General features: G+C 61.1%; 14 protein-coding genes. 7 read left to right on the top strand and 7 right to left on the bottom strand.

Annotated elements, in window-relative coordinates; translation table 11 throughout:
- Window positions 1–105 precede the first annotated feature (105 nt).
- Complete coding sequence (locus HU722_RS28585) at window positions 106–1,239, top strand: AlgP family protein (protein ID WP_210172770.1); 1,134 nt, start codon at window positions 106–108, stop codon at window positions 1,237–1,239.
- On the opposite strand, the gene HU722_RS28580 is transcribed toward HU722_RS28585, so the two are convergent.
- The gene (locus tag HU722_RS28580; protein ID WP_065875433.1) at window positions 1,236–1,703 is read right to left on the bottom strand and encodes a TIGR02444 family protein; all 468 of its coding nucleotides are present in this window, start codon (window positions 1,701–1,703) and stop codon (window positions 1,236–1,238) included. The genes HU722_RS28585 and HU722_RS28580 overlap by 4 nt on opposite strands.
- Window positions 1,704–1,753: 50 nt before the next feature.
- Between HU722_RS28580 and HU722_RS28575 the strand changes: the two genes are divergently transcribed.
- The 3 genes from HU722_RS28575 to HU722_RS28565 all read left to right on the top strand — a co-directional run bounded on the left by HU722_RS28575 (window position 1,754) and on the right by HU722_RS28565 (window position 4,957).
- Window positions 1,754–3,664 (top strand): ATP-binding cassette domain-containing protein, encoded by a 1,911-nt coding sequence (locus HU722_RS28575; RefSeq protein WP_065875432.1) that lies wholly within the window; start codon window positions 1,754–1,756, stop codon window positions 3,662–3,664.
- On the top strand, window positions 3,664–4,236 hold the full coding sequence (locus HU722_RS28570; RefSeq protein ID WP_065875431.1) for a mechanosensitive ion channel family protein: 573 nt from the start codon (window positions 3,664–3,666) through the stop codon (window positions 4,234–4,236). Before HU722_RS28575 ends, HU722_RS28570 begins: the two co-directional genes overlap by 1 nt.
- 88 nt (window positions 4,237–4,324) lie before the next feature.
- Complete coding sequence (locus HU722_RS28565; protein ID WP_015886481.1) at window positions 4,325–4,957, top strand: LysE family transporter; 633 nt, start codon at window positions 4,325–4,327, stop codon at window positions 4,955–4,957.
- A gap of 169 nt (window positions 4,958–5,126) precedes the next feature.
- Here the strand turns inward: HU722_RS28565 and HU722_RS28560 are convergent, their stop codons facing one another.
- From HU722_RS28560 to HU722_RS28545, 4 genes are read right to left on the bottom strand one after another with little or no spacing between them, the layout of a single operon-like run.
- Window positions 5,127–5,867, bottom strand: a complete 741-nt coding sequence (locus HU722_RS28560) for a penicillin-binding protein activator LpoB (RefSeq protein ID WP_065880238.1) — start codon at window positions 5,865–5,867, stop codon at window positions 5,127–5,129.
- Window positions 5,868–5,870: 3 nt separating this feature from the next.
- The gene (gene lpoB, locus HU722_RS28555) at window positions 5,871–6,458 is read right to left on the bottom strand and encodes a penicillin-binding protein activator LpoB (protein ID WP_049710984.1); all 588 of its coding nucleotides are present in this window, start codon (window positions 6,456–6,458) and stop codon (window positions 5,871–5,873) included.
- A gap of 35 nt (window positions 6,459–6,493) precedes the next feature.
- Window positions 6,494–6,865, bottom strand: a complete 372-nt coding sequence (locus tag HU722_RS28550; protein ID WP_065875429.1) for a YcfL family putative periplasmic lipoprotein — start codon at window positions 6,863–6,865, stop codon at window positions 6,494–6,496.
- Window positions 6,866–6,875: 10 nt separating this feature from the next.
- The gene (locus tag HU722_RS28545; protein ID WP_065880237.1) at window positions 6,876–8,270 is read right to left on the bottom strand and encodes a COG3014 family protein; all 1,395 of its coding nucleotides are present in this window, start codon (window positions 8,268–8,270) and stop codon (window positions 6,876–6,878) included.
- Between the two features lie 268 nt (window positions 8,271–8,538).
- Between HU722_RS28545 and HU722_RS28540 the strand changes: the two genes are divergently transcribed.
- Together HU722_RS28540 and HU722_RS28535 are read left to right on the top strand one after the other, a co-directional pair.
- The gene (locus HU722_RS28540; RefSeq protein ID WP_065891326.1) at window positions 8,539–10,434 is read left to right on the top strand and encodes an FTR1 family protein; all 1,896 of its coding nucleotides are present in this window, start codon (window positions 8,539–8,541) and stop codon (window positions 10,432–10,434) included.
- Between the two features lies 1 nt (window position 10,435).
- A complete protein-coding gene (locus HU722_RS28535) occupies window positions 10,436–10,891 on the top strand; it encodes a YaiI/YqxD family protein (protein WP_065875426.1) in 456 nt (151 codons plus the stop codon).
- A gap of 173 nt (window positions 10,892–11,064) precedes the next feature.
- On the opposite strand, the gene elbB is transcribed toward HU722_RS28535, so the two are convergent.
- Window positions 11,065–11,730 carry an isoprenoid biosynthesis glyoxalase ElbB gene (gene elbB / locus HU722_RS28530; protein WP_065875425.1) on the bottom strand — a complete coding sequence of 222 codons (666 nt, stop codon included), beginning with the start codon at window positions 11,728–11,730 and terminating at the stop codon, window positions 11,065–11,067.
- A gap of 115 nt (window positions 11,731–11,845) precedes the next feature.
- Between elbB and HU722_RS28525 the strand changes: the two genes are divergently transcribed.
- The gene (locus HU722_RS28525; RefSeq protein WP_065875424.1) at window positions 11,846–13,081 is read left to right on the top strand and encodes a sterol desaturase family protein; all 1,236 of its coding nucleotides are present in this window, start codon (window positions 11,846–11,848) and stop codon (window positions 13,079–13,081) included.
- Here HU722_RS28525 and HU722_RS28520 read toward each other — a convergent pair.
- Window positions 13,062–13,697: a DedA family protein gene (locus HU722_RS28520; protein ID WP_065875423.1), complete on the bottom strand. Its 636-nt coding sequence runs from the start codon at window positions 13,695–13,697 to the stop codon at window positions 13,062–13,064. The genes HU722_RS28525 and HU722_RS28520 overlap by 20 nt on opposite strands.
- Window positions 13,698–13,879 lie beyond the last annotated feature (182 nt).

Genomic DNA, 13,879 nt, shown 5'->3' with positions numbered 1-13,879 from the left:
TTCGTACGGTGCAACGCAAGTCAAACGATACTGTCAACATGCCCTAGCGGCGGTAAGAGCAGAGGGCTAGTATGAGCCGCACCCAAGTCAGCCAGGAGGTAAACCATGTCGGCCAAACAGAAGCCTGTTAATACCCCGTTGCATTTACTCCAACAACTCTCGGGCAGTTTGCTCGAGCATCTGGAAAGCGCTTGTTCCCAAGCCTTGGCCGATGCAGAAAAACTGCTCGCCAAGCTGGAAAAACAACGCGGTAAAGCGCAAGAAAAGCTGCACAAATCCCGCACCAAACTGCAAGATGCCGCCACTGCCGGCAAGGCCAAGGCTCAAGCCAAAGCCAAAGACGCTGTCAAAGAACTTGAGGACCTGCTCGACGCCCTCAAGGATCGCCAAGCTGAAACCCGCACCTACATTTCCCAACTCAAAAAAGATGCCCAGGAAAGCCTGAAACTGGCCCAGGGCGTTGGTCGTGTGAAGGAAGCTGTAGCTAAGGCGTTGGGCGCCCGTACGCCTGCAAAAGCTGTTGCAGTAAGCGCGGCGAAGAAGCCTGCAAGCAAAGCTGCTGCCTCCAAGGCACCTGCTAAAGCAGCCGCGAAGCCAGCTGCCAAAACCGCTGCTGCTAAACCGGCCGCCAAGCCAGCTGCTAAAACTGCTGCTGCAAAGCCAGCCGCGAAGCCAGCTGCTAAAACCGCTGCTGCAAAGCCAGCCGCGAAGCCAGCTGCTAAAACTGCTGCTGCAAAGCCAGCCGCGAAGCCAGCTGCTAAAACCGCTGCTGCAAAGCCAGCCGCGAAGCCAGCTGCTAAAACCGCTGCTGCAAAGCCAGCCGCGAAGCCAGTTGCTAAAACCGCTGCTGCAAAGCCGGCCGCGAAGCCAGCTGCTAAAACCGCCACTGCAAAACCAGCCGCCAAGCCAGTTGCTAAAACCGCTGCTGCAAAACCAGCCGCCAAGCCAGCTGCAAAACCGGCTGCTGCAAAACCGGCCGCGAAGCCAGCTGCTAAAACCGCTGCTGCAAAACCAGCCGCGAAGCCAGCCGCCAAACCTGCTGCTGCAAAACCAGCCGCTAAGCCAACTGCCAAACCTGCAGCCAAGCCAGCCGTTGCCAAACCAGCTGCCGCAAAACCAGCACCGGCCAAGCCAGCAACATCTGCTGCTGCCCCGGCAGCGTCGAGCGCTCCAACTGCACCGGCCACCAACACGCCTGCCCCGGTAGCGCCAAGCACCACCCCAACCAGCGCTTCCTAAGTGCTGGTGACCACGACGCGCAGCTGCTGCAGCGCGTCGTGGTCAAGGTTGGCGGCATCCTCGGCCGCCAGTCCTTCCAGCCACTGTTGATGACCCATCGCCTCATCCGTCGGCCACATTCGCGCCAGCGTTTCCAGGCGCGCGAGCAATTGTCGTTCGGCCTCCAGCTCCAGGGCTTTGACCCGTTCACGTAACCCCGCCAAATCCTCGTCCTGCTGCGCCATCGCACGCCATTGCATGCGCACCCGTCGTAACGGCTCAATCACGTGCGCCTGCCAAGGTTCGGCGATCTGTTTCAGCGCCTGGATGCGTTCGGCCGTCACGGCCACAGCGCGCTGTTCCAGCCACGCGCCACAGAGCAATAGGCACACATCCGCCCCTTGCTCCTGTAAACGCAGGCAAGCAGCTTCGACGCCCGGGCGGGCGTAAGTCGAGAGGGCAAAGCTCCATAGGTCAGCGCACATATTCACACCCAAGCCAGCGGGCAACGAAGCTGGTAGACTCCGCCGCCATTATGATCCGACTTCAAAGCCTAACATTACAGCGTGGCCCGCAACGTCTTCTCGAAGACGCCGAGCTGACCCTGCACGCCGGTCACAAAGCCGGCTTGATCGGTGCCAATGGCGCCGGCAAATCCACGTTGTTCGCCCTGTTGCTGGGCGAGCTGACCCCGGATTCCGGGGACTGCTTGCTGCCGGCCGACTGGCGCATCGCCCACATGCGCCAGGAGATCGACACCCTGGACCGCATCGCGATCGACTACGTGCTCGATGGCGACCTGCGCCTGCGCCAGGTGCAACACGACCTCGCCGAGGCCGAGAAAGCCCAGGACGGCGCCGCCCAGGCGCGCCTGCACTCGGAACTCGACAGTGCCGACGGCTACACCGCCGACGCCCGCGCCCGCAAAATGCTCGCCGGCCTTGGTTTCACCAACGAACAGATGGACCGCCCGGTCGCTGACTTCTCCGGTGGCTGGCGCATGCGCCTGAACCTGGCCCAGGCGCTGATGTGCCCCTCGGACCTGTTGCTGCTCGATGAACCGACCAACCACTTGGACCTTGATGCGATCTTGTGGCTGGAAGACTTCCTCAAGAATTACCAGGGCACGTTGCTGCTGATTTCCCACGACCGCGATTTCCTCGACGCCGTGGTCGACAACATCGCCCACGTCGAACAGAAGAAAATCACCCTGTACCGTGGCGGCTATACCGCATTCGAGCGCGCCCGCGCCGAACGCCTGGCCCAGCAACAACAGGCGTTCGAGAAGCAGCAGGCGCAGCGTGCGCACATGGAAAGCTACATCGCCCGGTTCAAGGCCCAGGCCACCAAGGCCCGCCAGGCCCAGAGCCGGATCAAGGCCCTGGAGCGCATGGAAGAGCTGTCGGCGGCCCATGTCGATTCGCCGTTCGACTTTGTGTTCCGCGAGTCGGTGAAGATATCCAGCCCGTTGCTGGATCTTTCAGATGCTCGCCTGGGTTATGGCGACAAAACCATCCTGGAAAAAGTGAAGCTGCAGCTCACGCCAGGTGCGCGCATCGGTTTGCTCGGCCCTAACGGTGCGGGCAAGTCGACGCTGATCAAGAACCTCTCGGGTGAGCTTGAGCCCCTGGCCGGTCGCTTGACCCGTGGCGAGAACACGGTGGTGGGCTACTTCGCCCAGCATCAGCTGGATTCCCTGGACTCCAAAGCCAGCCCGTTGCTGCACTTGCAGCGTCTGGCGCCGACCGAGCGCGAACAGACCCTGCGCGACTTCCTGGGTGGTTTCGACTTCCGGGGTGCGCGCATCGACGAGCCGGTGCTGAATTTTTCCGGCGGCGAAAAAGCCCGACTGGCCCTGGCGTTGATCGCCTGGGATCGTCCGAACCTGCTGCTGCTCGACGAACCGACCAACCACCTGGACCTGGAAATGCGCCTGGCGCTGACCATGGCCCTGCAGGAGTTCAGCGGTGCGGTACTGGTGGTGTCTCACGATCGTCACTTGCTCAAGAGCACCACCGACAACTTCCTGCTGGTGGCCGATGGCAAAGTCGAAGAGTTTGACGGCGACCTGGATGATTACGCGCGCTGGCTGACGGATTACCGCCTGCGCAACGCGCCGGTCAGCAATACGCCCGTCAACCCGGACAAGACCGACAAGAAAGCCCAGCGTCAGGCCGCCGCTGCACTGCGTCAGCAGTTGGCGCCGCACAAGCGTGAAGCCGACAAGCTGGAAGCCGAGCTGGGCAAGGTGCACGAGCGTCTGGCCAAGATCGAAACCAGCCTGGGCGACAGCGCCGTTTACGAGGCCGCCCGCAAGGACGAGTTGCGTGACCTGCTGGCTGAACAGGCCAAACTCAAGGTGCGCGAAGGGCAGTTGGAGGAAACCTGGATGGAAGCTCTCGAGCTGCTGGAAACCCTGCAAGCGGAGCTGGAGGCGCTGTCCTGATGGAAGCGTTGCATCTGCCGTTACCGGCGCAATGGGTCGAGCCCGTATGGATCGGCGTGCAAATCCTGCTGATCCTGCTGGCCGGCTACCTGGCCCAGCGTTTTGTGGCCAAAGGCCTGACTCGCCTGGGTGAGCGCTACCCGTTCCCCCCGCAACTGCTGATGCCGCTGCGCGGTGGTTTGCGCTGGTTGATCATGGGCAGTGCGCTGATCTTTGTGCTGGGCCGCCTGGGTGTCTCTGCCACCGTATTGTGGACGGCGCTTTCCGGGTTTGTCGCGGTCGCCGCCGTGGCGTTCTTTGCCATGTGGTCGGTGCTGTCCAACCTGCTGTGCGCCATTCTGATCTTCACCGTCGGGCCGTTTCGCCTGGGTGATATTGTCGAGCTGGTGGATACCGTCGACAAACCGGGCGTGAAGGGCCGGGTCGTGGCGATCAATCTGCTCTACACCACACTGGTTGAAGTGGCGGAAGCCGGCACCGACAGCGCGATGGTGCAAGTGCCTAACAGCCTGTTCTTCCAGCGCTCGGTGCGCCGTTGGCCGGGTACCCACGTGTTTCCGGGCGACCGCTAGCGTTCACATCTTGTAAAAATCTATAGCCATCCGTTGGTCGGCGGAGTTAGCTTAAGGCACAACAGCTAACTCCCCCCTGAGGTGTGTAATGGCACTCGACACGTGGCTGGCCTTTTTCCTGGCCAGTTGGATCATCTCCCTTTCCCCTGGCGCTGGCGCCATCGCCTCGATGTCCAGCGGCCTGCAATACGGTTTCCTGCGCGGTTACTGGAACGCCATTGGCCTGCAACTGGGCCTGGCGATGCAGATTGCCGTCGTTGCTTGCGGCCTGGGTGCCATTCTGGCGACGTCGTCCACGGCCTTCTATGTGATCAAATGGTTTGGCGTGGCGTACCTGGTGTACCTGGCCATCAAGCAATGGCGCGCGTTGCCCATGGACATGACCGACGACGCGGCCGTGCGCCCGATCGGCAAACCGATGGCGATGATGTTCCGAGGCTTTCTGGTCAATGCCAGCAACCCTAAGGCCCTGGTGTTCATGCTGGCGGTGCTGCCGCAGTTTGTGAACCCACAAGCGCCGTTGCTGATCCAGTACCTGATCCTGGGTGCGACGATGATTTGCGTCGATATGGTGGTGATGGCGGGGTATACGGGGCTGGCGTCGAAAGTGTTGCGTTTGTTGCGCACGCCTAAGCAGCAGAAGCGTATGAACCGTACGTTTGCCGGGTTGTTTGTGGGGGCGGCGGGCTTTCTGGCCAGTCTGCATCGCGCAACGGCTTGAACTGAAGAAACCAGATCAAAAATGTGGGAGCTGGCTTGTCGGGTCGCCGCACCGCTGCGATAGCATCACCTCGGTGTATCAGTTACACCGAGGTGCTCGCATCGCAGCGGTGCGGCGACCCGACAAGCCAGCTCCCACATTGGTTTTGTGTTGCTTGTGAAATCGGGTTTCAGCGCAGGATCTTCGGCGCTTCATCCCTCGGCAGGTTGTTACGCAACACCGGCTGGCCAGGCTCTTGATACCCGCCACCCAATTGCTCCGCCAACTGCCGCGCCACATCTTCCCCCAGCGCTTTCGACACTTCTTTCACTACCCGCGGCCGATTCAGGCTCACACGCACATCGCGGCTGCTCACCAGCTTGGTGTCCTGGCCTTCACCCATGGCGGTAAATGCCGAGGTGATCTCGTAGGTGCGGGTGTTGATCAGGCTGAAGTCCGCCACCAGCGTCAGGCCCAATACCGCCGAGTAGCTGTTGGTGTGGTCCAGGGCGTTGATGTCCTGGGTGAAGTCGATGTCTGACAGCGTGCCGAACAGCACATAGTCAGCCCCCTTGAAGTGGCCGGCCTTGATGCGCTTGATCACATCGTAGACGTCACCCTTGGCATCGGCGGTGTAGGGCGTGCCCTGCACCAGCTGGAACTGGTGGGACTTGAGGATCTCGCCCTTGATGTCACCGCTGAATTTACGCAGCTCGGTCTGTTCGATGTAGCTGGTACGGCTTTCGTACTCGCTGTAATTCGATGCGCCGCTGGCGTGGTAAGCGCTGGCCTGGAAGTTATTGCTCGCCGACACCTGGTGAATGTATTCCTCGACCCGCGCCTCGTAGGCCAGGTCGGTCACCGCGATCTTCGGGGCGGCCGAGGCGCCGAAGGCGCACAGCAGGCCGATCATGCCGATCCATGCACGCATTGCTTAGCGCTCCGTGGTCTTGCGGATTTCTTTTTCGTCCATCCATTCGGCCAGGCCGCTCTCGACGTCGATCAGTTGCAGGCTGAACTTGTAGAACACGTCCTTGTAGTCTGAGCTGCGCTTGACGATGGAGCTGATGGAGCCTTCCAGGCGGTACTTGGCGGCGACCATGTTGCCGGTCTTGCTGACGGTGGACTTCTTGTACAGGCCGCTCTGGTTCTGCAGCTTGAGCTGGTCAACCTGGCTTTGCATGTCGGTGTTGTCGCTGGCAAAGCGCGCGGTGCCGGTCTTCATCAACTGGGTCTTGATCGACGTGGTGATCTCGCGGGTATCGATGTACTCGCTGGTCTTATTCTTCACGTCGTACACCTGCACCACCGGGCGGCCTTGCAGGATGCCGGACTGGGCCAGGGAGCGGGTCATGCTTTCGGCGATCATCTGCAGGTCGGTGGAGCCGAACTCGTTGGTCACCAGTTCTACGGCCTTGGTATCGCCGTAGCTGATGTTTTTACCGCCCAGTACCGGCGAAGTGTTAGAGCAACCGCTGGCCAATACGGCAACTACGGCGAGGATCGAGAAGCGTGCAAACATGGGGAAATCTCTCAGTAGCAAAAAGGGTGAACGGCTCAAGGCGTTTTCACTTCAAGGCGGAAGTCCGCCGCCTGGGGCAGGTTGGCGATGGCCGGCAGAAAGGTCGCCTGGTTGGCGTACAGGTTCAGCACCTTCCAGGTTTCTTCATCGCCCACCGGGAAGCCATCGGCGCCCAGCCAGGCAAAGCGGTAATACATCATCTGGTTGCTGCTGGTGATGTTGCTCAACTGCACCTTGGCGGTGAGAAAGCCGTTCTCGCGGGCAACACGAATGGCACCGACCGCGATGCCCTTGAACTTGCCCATCACTACGATTTTGCTCGCGGCGCTGCCGGGCTCCGGCGGCGGCGGGGTGGCGCAACCGGCAAGCAGGACCAGCGCCAGGGCGCCAGGGATGAAATGACGCATAGCGTGCTCCTTAAGGTTGTTTGAGGGCGATGGCCTGGGTGGCCGTGCTCGGCACCACATGGGCGGCCAGGCCGCCCGCGAACACTTGGTTACCAACCACGCGCAGGGTGATCACTTGATAGCGCTGATCAGCCTTGACCGTTACCAGCGTGCCGCCCAGGGCATTGGGCAGGCTGACCTGGTGTTCGCCGTGCTTGAGGCGCAGGCGGGTCACCTGGGTCATGTCCGGCAGGGTGCGCCAGGTGCGGGTGTCGGCGCCTTCGGTGACGGCTGAGGCGATACCCAGCACCAGGCCCGCCATCGGGTTGGTCTTGTTCAGGTTGTTTTGCGCCACGCCACGGGTGACCGCACGCACGGTGGTGCGCAGGATAATCCCAGGCATGTCATCACGCAGTGCGCGGCGGGACATGGCCGTAGTGCTGTTGAGTATGGTGAGGTTCTGTTGCTGGCCGTCGACGCCGATCTGGGCGAAGGTCGCGGTGGACGTATCCGCCTTGATCACCGGGAACGACAGCGGTGTGATCACCAGGTTGCCATTGATCGGAATCGGCAGCGGCAGGCGAATCGAATCGCGAGCCGGTGCCAGGCCACTCTGGACCACGATCAGCACGTCGGTTTCATTGGCGCCGACCTTGGGTTTATCCAGGTTCAACAGCGCCTGTTCCAGCAACGGTGTATTGGGGCGCAACTCGGCGGCCTTGCGGTAACCGGGGGCTGCCAGGTCTTTTTCGCCCAAGGCTTCGTAGACGAAACCGGCCAGGTAATGACTGAACGCACTCTGGTAGCTGTTTTTCAGACCGACCACTTCCGGCGCATCCAGGGCTTCCACCGGGTAGCCGCGCAAGTCTTTCATCTGGGTGGTCACGCCCTCACGCTGGGCTTCGTTCTCGCGCTTGAGGTATTCCTTGTCCCGCAGGTCGGCGATCACCGCTTCGCGTTCATGGGTCTTCTTGATTTCGGTGCGCGCGCCGTCGAAGTCGTTCAGGGCCAGGAGGTTCAGGGCCATCTGCGTGGTCAGCATGACCTTTTCGTAGTCATAGCCTTCGTAGCGCCGCACTTTGTCGTTGGCAACGAAACTGCCGAACTGGGCGAGATACCTGGCGCTGTCGAACTTGACCGAATCCTCCCACTTGGCGACTTGCAGGTCGGCGCTGCGCCAGGCGGTCTGGCTGCCGGTCATGTCGCCCTTGGCCCGCAGCAACTCGCCCTTTTCGAAGAAATAGAGCAGGTCTTTGTCGTCGCCGGTGTTGTTCTTTTCCAGCAGGGTCAGCGCGGCGTCGACATTGCCGGTGGCCAATTGCTGGTTGGTGGCTTGCAGTTCGGTGTCGTAGTTGCGGAACATCGAACAGCCGGACAGCAAGGTGACCGCCGCAAGCGCGAGCGAAGGTAAGGCGCGAAATGCCATGCAAACTTCTTCCCTGAAAGTATCAACCGATGTGGTAATTCCTCATAAAAACGAGGAACAAAATTCCCTTTCGCACTAACAGGGCGCGGCATTATAGGCACCATTACTGGCAAAACAATGGCTATTTGATCCGGTGAAATCGGCTGGAGTGCCACCATCCCGCATCTAAAACGCTCCGCCCCCACAAACGACAAATCACTTACGCCTTGAGTCAAACCCGTAAAGCCCTAACAATGTGTTACTTCGTATTTCCATTTGAGATTCGTTCATGACTGCCCCCTTCCGTTTTCTCGCCTGGCTGATAGTGCCGGCGTTGATGTCGTGCAGCTTCAACCTGTTGGCCGCGACTGCCGAGGGCGCCCCACAAGCCCTGCATTTGCTGGACTACATTGGTGCTGACTATCCTCCGACGGTGGAGGCGGGCAAGGTTATCGATGAACCCGAATACCGCGAACAGCTGGAGTTTCTCGGGGTGTTGCAGGGCCTAGTGGCAGAGTTGCCACAGCGCCCGGAACGCGTGGCGTTGGTCAAAGGTGTTGATGAACTGTTAGCGGCTGTAACCGCTCATCAGGACGGCCCGACAGTCGCCCGCCAGGCCCGGCAATTGGGGGCTCAACTGGCGGTGGCCTATGAAGTCAGCCAGGCACCGGCGATCACGCCTGACCCAACCCGCGGCGCGCCGCTTTACGCCCAACACTGCTCGGTCTGCCACGGCACAGCGGGCGCCGGTGATGGGCCGGCCAGTGTTGGCATGACGCCGCCGCCCGCTAATCTGCGTGACGCCGTGCGCCTGGATCGCCTGAGTCTCTACGCGATCTACAACACGCTGGGCCTGGGTGTGGAAGGCACTGACATGCCGTCTTTTGCCGACCAACTGGACGATCGCCAACGCTGGGACCTGGCCACTTACATCGCCGGCTTCACCGCCGACCCGGCCGCCGCCAAAAGCGAGCAGCCGTTCAATCTCGCTGACCTGGCTCGCCAGACCCCCAATGAAGTGCTGGCCGCCAATGGCCCGGCTGCCGCCGCGACGTTCCGCGCCCAGCGTGCGCAACCGCCGCAGGTCAAGCGTGGCCCGGCGCAACTGCTCGAATACACCGCTACGACCCTGGACAAGAGCCTGGCCGCGTTCCGCAGCGGTGATCACGAACAGGCCTACGATCTCTCGGTAGCCGCGTACCTGGAGGGCTTTGAACTGGTAGAAAGCTCCCTGGACAACGTCGACGCCAACGTGCGCAAAGACACCGAGAAGGCGCTGATGGCCTACCGGCAGTCGTTGCAGGACGGTTTGCCGGTCGAGCAGGTGCAACAGCGTCTGGACGTGGCCAAGGGCAAACTCACCGAGTCCGCCGGCTTGCTGGGCAGCGACGGCCTGAGCTGGTCATTGAGCTACATCTCCGGTTTGTTGATCCTGTTGCGTGAAGGCCTGGAAGCGATTCTGGTGCTGGCCGCGATCCTCGCGTTCCTGCGTAACACCGGCCAGCAGTCGGCGGTGCGCAGCGTCAACGTAGGTTGGGGCTTGGCGCTGTTGGCGGGTTTGGCGACCTGGGCGTTGGCCGCGTACGTGATTGACGTGAGCGGCGCCCAGCGCGAATTGCTTGAGGGCTGCACGGCGCTGTTCGCCAGCGTGATGGTGCTGTGGCTCGGCGTGTGGATGCATGACCGTCGCCACGCTGCGGCTTGGCAGGATTACATCAAGAGCAGCCTGGTGGGCGGTGGCGGGCGTTTTGGCTTTGCGATGCTGGCGTTCTTCTCGGTGTACCGCGAGCTGTTCGAGGTGATCCTGTTCTACGAAACCCTGTGGCTGCAAGCCGGCCCGGCCGGGCACAACGCGGTGCTGGCGGGTGGCGCCACGGCGCTGGTGCTGCTGGTGGGCCTGGCGTGGGTGATCCTGCGGGGTTCGGCGAAGCTGCCGTTGGCGTTGTTCTTCGGAATCAACGCGGCGCTGTTGTGTGCACTGTCGGTGGTGTTTGCGGGGCACGGCGTGAAGGCGTTGCAGGAAGCCGGGATCTTCGGCACGCGGCCGGTGGCATTCTTTGACTTTGATTGGCTGGGGATTCACGCCGATGCCTACTCGCTGAGTGCGCAGGCAGTAGCGATCCTGGCGATTGTGGTGCTGTATAGCCGCAGTCGAATCGCGGAGAAGCGCCGGGTGGCGGCATAACATGCGCGTGTGGATCGATGCCGACGCCTGCCCTCGGGCGGCCAAGGACCAAGTGGTGAAGTTCGCCCTCAAGCGCCAGTTCGAAGTGGTGCTGGTGGCCGGTCAGAGCCAGATCAAGCCGAGCTTTGCCTGTGTGAAGCTGATCGTGGTGCCCAGTGGCCCGGATGCGGCGGATGACTACCTGGTAGAGCACGCAGAGCCTGGTGAACTGGTGATCTGCAGCGATGTGCCGCTGGCTGACCGCTTGGTGAAAAAGGGCGTCACGGCCCTCGATCCACGGGGCAAGGAGTTCAGCCCGGCCAACATGAGTGAGCGCCTGGCAGTGCGCAATCTGTTCACCGATCTGCGCGAGCAAGGCCAGATGGGCGGGGGACCACCGCCCCATGGGGAGAAGGACAAGCAGGCGTTTGCCAATGCCCTGGACCGAATCCTGACCCGGTTGATGCGCCAAGCCTGATCTGTGTAGTGAGCGGGCTTGTCGAATCGTCGCACCGCCCGCGCTGGGCTGCGTAGCAGCCCCAATAAAGACACCGCAGAGTTCCAGATAAAACCAGGTCGTCTGGTTTGGGGCGGCTTCGCCACCCAGCGCGGGGCAAGCCCGCTCACTACATTAAGTGTTTGGCAAGCGGGTCAGTCGTTTTCGTGGGTCAACTCCAGCACCCGATCCACCAGCTTGTTGATCCCCGAAGCGACCTCGCTGATGTTCTTGCCGAGCATATAGGCCGGGGTGCTCACCAGCTTGCGCGCCTGGTCTTCGACGATATCTTCCACCGCACACTCCTGGTGGGTGGCGCCCATCTTGTCCAGCGCGGCGGCGGTGTCGGCACAGTTGCCAATGGTGCAGGTCACGCCAGGACCGTAGATTTTCGCCGCCAGGGCCGGGGAGATGCAGATCAGTCCCACGGGCTTGCCCGATTCGGCAAAGGCCTCGGCCAGCTCCAGAACCTGCGGGTTGACGCTGCAGCCGGCGCCTTCCACGGCAAAGTTCGACAGGTTCTTCGCCGCACCAAACCCGCCGGGCACGATCAGCGCATCGAAGTCTTCGGCATTGGCTTCGCGGATGTCTTTCACGTCCCCCCGGGCGATCCGCGCCGACTCCACCAGCACATTGCGTGACTCGGGCATCGTTTCGCCGGTGAGGTGGTTGATCACGTGCAGTTGCGCGATGTCCGGGGCAAAGCATTGGACCTGAGCGCCGCGCTGGTCCAGGCGCAGCAGCGTGATCACGCTTTCTTGGATCTCTGCGCCGTCGTACACGCCACAGCCGGAAAGGATCACTGCTATCTTTTTGCTCATGGGCATTTCTCCTTGGTTCTTGGCGTTAAATGTCTACTAATTTGTCATCTGTTGCCAATGGGATCTCGCGCCGCTGCACCTAATCTGATGTAACAAAAATAGACCGGACCAGACCATGGACTTCGTGCCTTACGCGGTACCGTTTTTCATCGCCCTGATTGTGGTGGAGCTGCTCGCCGATCATTGGCGCGGCCAGCGTAACTACCGGGTGGCGGACGCCATCAACAGCCTCAGCACCGGTGTGCTGTCTACCACCACGGGGCTGCTGACCAAGGGCGTGGGGCTGTTGACCTATGCGTTCGCCCTCAAGCACCTCGCGGTGATCGAGCTGTCGGCCCACAGCGTCTGGACCTGGGTGTTCGCCTTTGTGTTCTACGACTTCTGCTACTACTGGCTGCATCGCATGGGGCACGAACGCAACATCTTGTGGGCCGCGCACTCGGTGCATCACCAGAGCGAGGACTACAACCTCAGCACCGCCCTGCGCCAGACCAGTACCGGTTTCCTGCTGAGCTGGATCTTTTACCTGCCGCTGGCCGTACTCGGTGTGCCGTTGGTGGTGTTTATCAGCGTGGCGTCCCTTAACTTGCTGTATCAGTTCTGGGTGCACACCCGGCATGTGCCCAAACTCGGCTGGTTCGAATGGTTTTTCGTCACGCCATCCAATCATCGGGCCCACCATGCACAGAACGCTCTCTACATGGATCGCAACTACGGCGGGGTGTTCATTATTTGGGACCGCCTGTTCGGCTCCTTCCAGGAAGAAGACGACAACGAGCCGGTTATTTTCGGCGTGACCACGCCGTTGTCCAGCTGGAACCCGCTGTGGGCTAACCTGCAGTTTTATGCACAGCTGTGGAGTGATGCGCGGCGCACAGAGCGCTGGTGGGACAAGCTGCGCATCTGGTTCATGCGCACCGGCTGGCGCCCGGCGGACGTGAAGGCTAAGTACCCGCTGGCGAAACATGACTTGAGCCTGTTCCGTAAGTTCGAGGTAGCGCTGGATGTGCGCCAACAGGTCTACATCGCCCTGCAGTTCGCGGCGTATGTGAGCTTTGGTAGCTATTTGATGAATTTCGGCGAAGGCTTGCCCACGGCGGCGCTGATCCTGGGTTGGAGTGCCATGGCGTTGGGGCTGTTTACATTGGGTGTGGCTTTGGAGAACCGCCCATGGGCGTTCAAGGCCGAGCTTTCACGGCTGGTGCTGAATGTGCCGCTGGTATGGCTGGCGCCTTTGGTCGGTCTGTGGCCGGCCAGCAACCTGGGCTGGCTGGGCCTGCTCAGTTACAGCCTGCTCAGCGTGATTGGCCTCTACTGCTGCAGCAGCCGGTTTACTCGACTGGTGTCTTAGGCGCTTCAACCCGTGCAGGCTCGGCGGCAAGCCGGGCCTTTTCATCGGCACAGGCCTGACGAGCGATACGGGCGTTCTTGAAGCGGCGGCGCAGCCAGAGGCCAAAGCCCAGCAGCAGCAACGCGCCCAATACCCATAACTCATATTTCTTCACGCTACCGAGCATGCCTTCCAGCACGGCGCCGAAATGGTAAGCCGCTGCGCCCAACGCGGCCGCCCAGATCGCGGCACCAATACCGTTGAGGATGAGGTAGCGCAGCGGTGGGTAGCCGGAAAGACCAATCGCCACTGGCATGACCGTGCGCAGCCCGTAGACGAAGCGAAAGCTCAATACCCAGATATCCGGGTGCTTGCGGATATGCTCCAGGGCTTTGTCGCCCATCAATTGCCAGCGCGGCTTGCGCGCCAACAGCTTGCGGCCGTGCTTGCGGCCCATGTAATACCAAAGCTGGTCGCCGGCGTAGCTACCGAAAAAGGCAACCACCACCACCAGGTTGATATCCATGTACCCACGGAACGCCAGGAAGCCTGCGAGAACAAGAATGGTCTCGCCTTCAAAGAAGGTGCCTAGGAAGAGGGCAAAGTAGCCGAAGTCATGCAGAAATTGTTGAAGCATGGTCTGGGTGCTGGCGAAATGAACGCGCAGCCTACGCCTTCACGAAGATTCATGAAAGTATCGAGATGTGTCACGAAGTGAACAATTCCTACGTAAATCGCGAATGCGACTACAGGTCGCATCGTTAAGCACAACTGTCATACCTTCGTCATAATGGCCGCTTATAACTGCAACGCTCGCCC

It is taken from the genome of Pseudomonas tritici, assembly GCF_014268275.3.
In the GTDB taxonomy this organism is placed as follows: Bacteria; Pseudomonadota; Gammaproteobacteria; order Pseudomonadales; family Pseudomonadaceae; genus Aquipseudomonas; species Aquipseudomonas tritici.
Note: the sequence above shows the minus strand (reverse complement) of the source record. Positions and strands in the feature narration are given on the sequence as shown.

Excerpts from the sequence above, each read along its gene's own strand:
- HU722_RS28585 (WP_210172770.1), top strand. The coding sequence starts at position 106 with ATGTCGGCCAAACAGAAGCCTGTTAATACCCCGTTGCATTTACTCCAA.
- HU722_RS28580 (WP_065875433.1), bottom strand. The coding sequence starts at position 1,703 with ATGTGCGCTGACCTATGGAGCTTTGCCCTCTCGACTTACGCCCGCCCG.
- HU722_RS28575 (WP_065875432.1), top strand. The coding sequence starts at position 1,754 with ATGATCCGACTTCAAAGCCTAACATTACAGCGTGGCCCGCAACGTCTT.
- HU722_RS28570 (WP_065875431.1), top strand. The coding sequence starts at position 3,664 with ATGGAAGCGTTGCATCTGCCGTTACCGGCGCAATGGGTCGAGCCCGTA.
- HU722_RS28565 (WP_015886481.1), top strand. The coding sequence starts at position 4,325 with ATGGCACTCGACACGTGGCTGGCCTTTTTCCTGGCCAGTTGGATCATC.
- HU722_RS28560 (WP_065880238.1), bottom strand. The coding sequence starts at position 5,867 with ATGCGTGCATGGATCGGCATGATCGGCCTGCTGTGCGCCTTCGGCGCC.
- lpoB (WP_049710984.1), bottom strand. The coding sequence starts at position 6,458 with ATGTTTGCACGCTTCTCGATCCTCGCCGTAGTTGCCGTATTGGCCAGC.
- HU722_RS28550 (WP_065875429.1), bottom strand. The coding sequence starts at position 6,865 with ATGCGTCATTTCATCCCTGGCGCCCTGGCGCTGGTCCTGCTTGCCGGT.
- HU722_RS28545 (WP_065880237.1), bottom strand. The coding sequence starts at position 8,270 with ATGGCATTTCGCGCCTTACCTTCGCTCGCGCTTGCGGCGGTCACCTTG.
- HU722_RS28540 (WP_065891326.1), top strand. The coding sequence starts at position 8,539 with ATGACTGCCCCCTTCCGTTTTCTCGCCTGGCTGATAGTGCCGGCGTTG.
- HU722_RS28535 (WP_065875426.1), top strand. The coding sequence starts at position 10,436 with ATGCGCGTGTGGATCGATGCCGACGCCTGCCCTCGGGCGGCCAAGGAC.
- elbB (WP_065875425.1), bottom strand. The coding sequence starts at position 11,730 with ATGAGCAAAAAGATAGCAGTGATCCTTTCCGGCTGTGGCGTGTACGAC.
- HU722_RS28525 (WP_065875424.1), top strand. The coding sequence starts at position 11,846 with ATGGACTTCGTGCCTTACGCGGTACCGTTTTTCATCGCCCTGATTGTG.
- HU722_RS28520 (WP_065875423.1), bottom strand. The coding sequence starts at position 13,697 with ATGCTTCAACAATTTCTGCATGACTTCGGCTACTTTGCCCTCTTCCTA.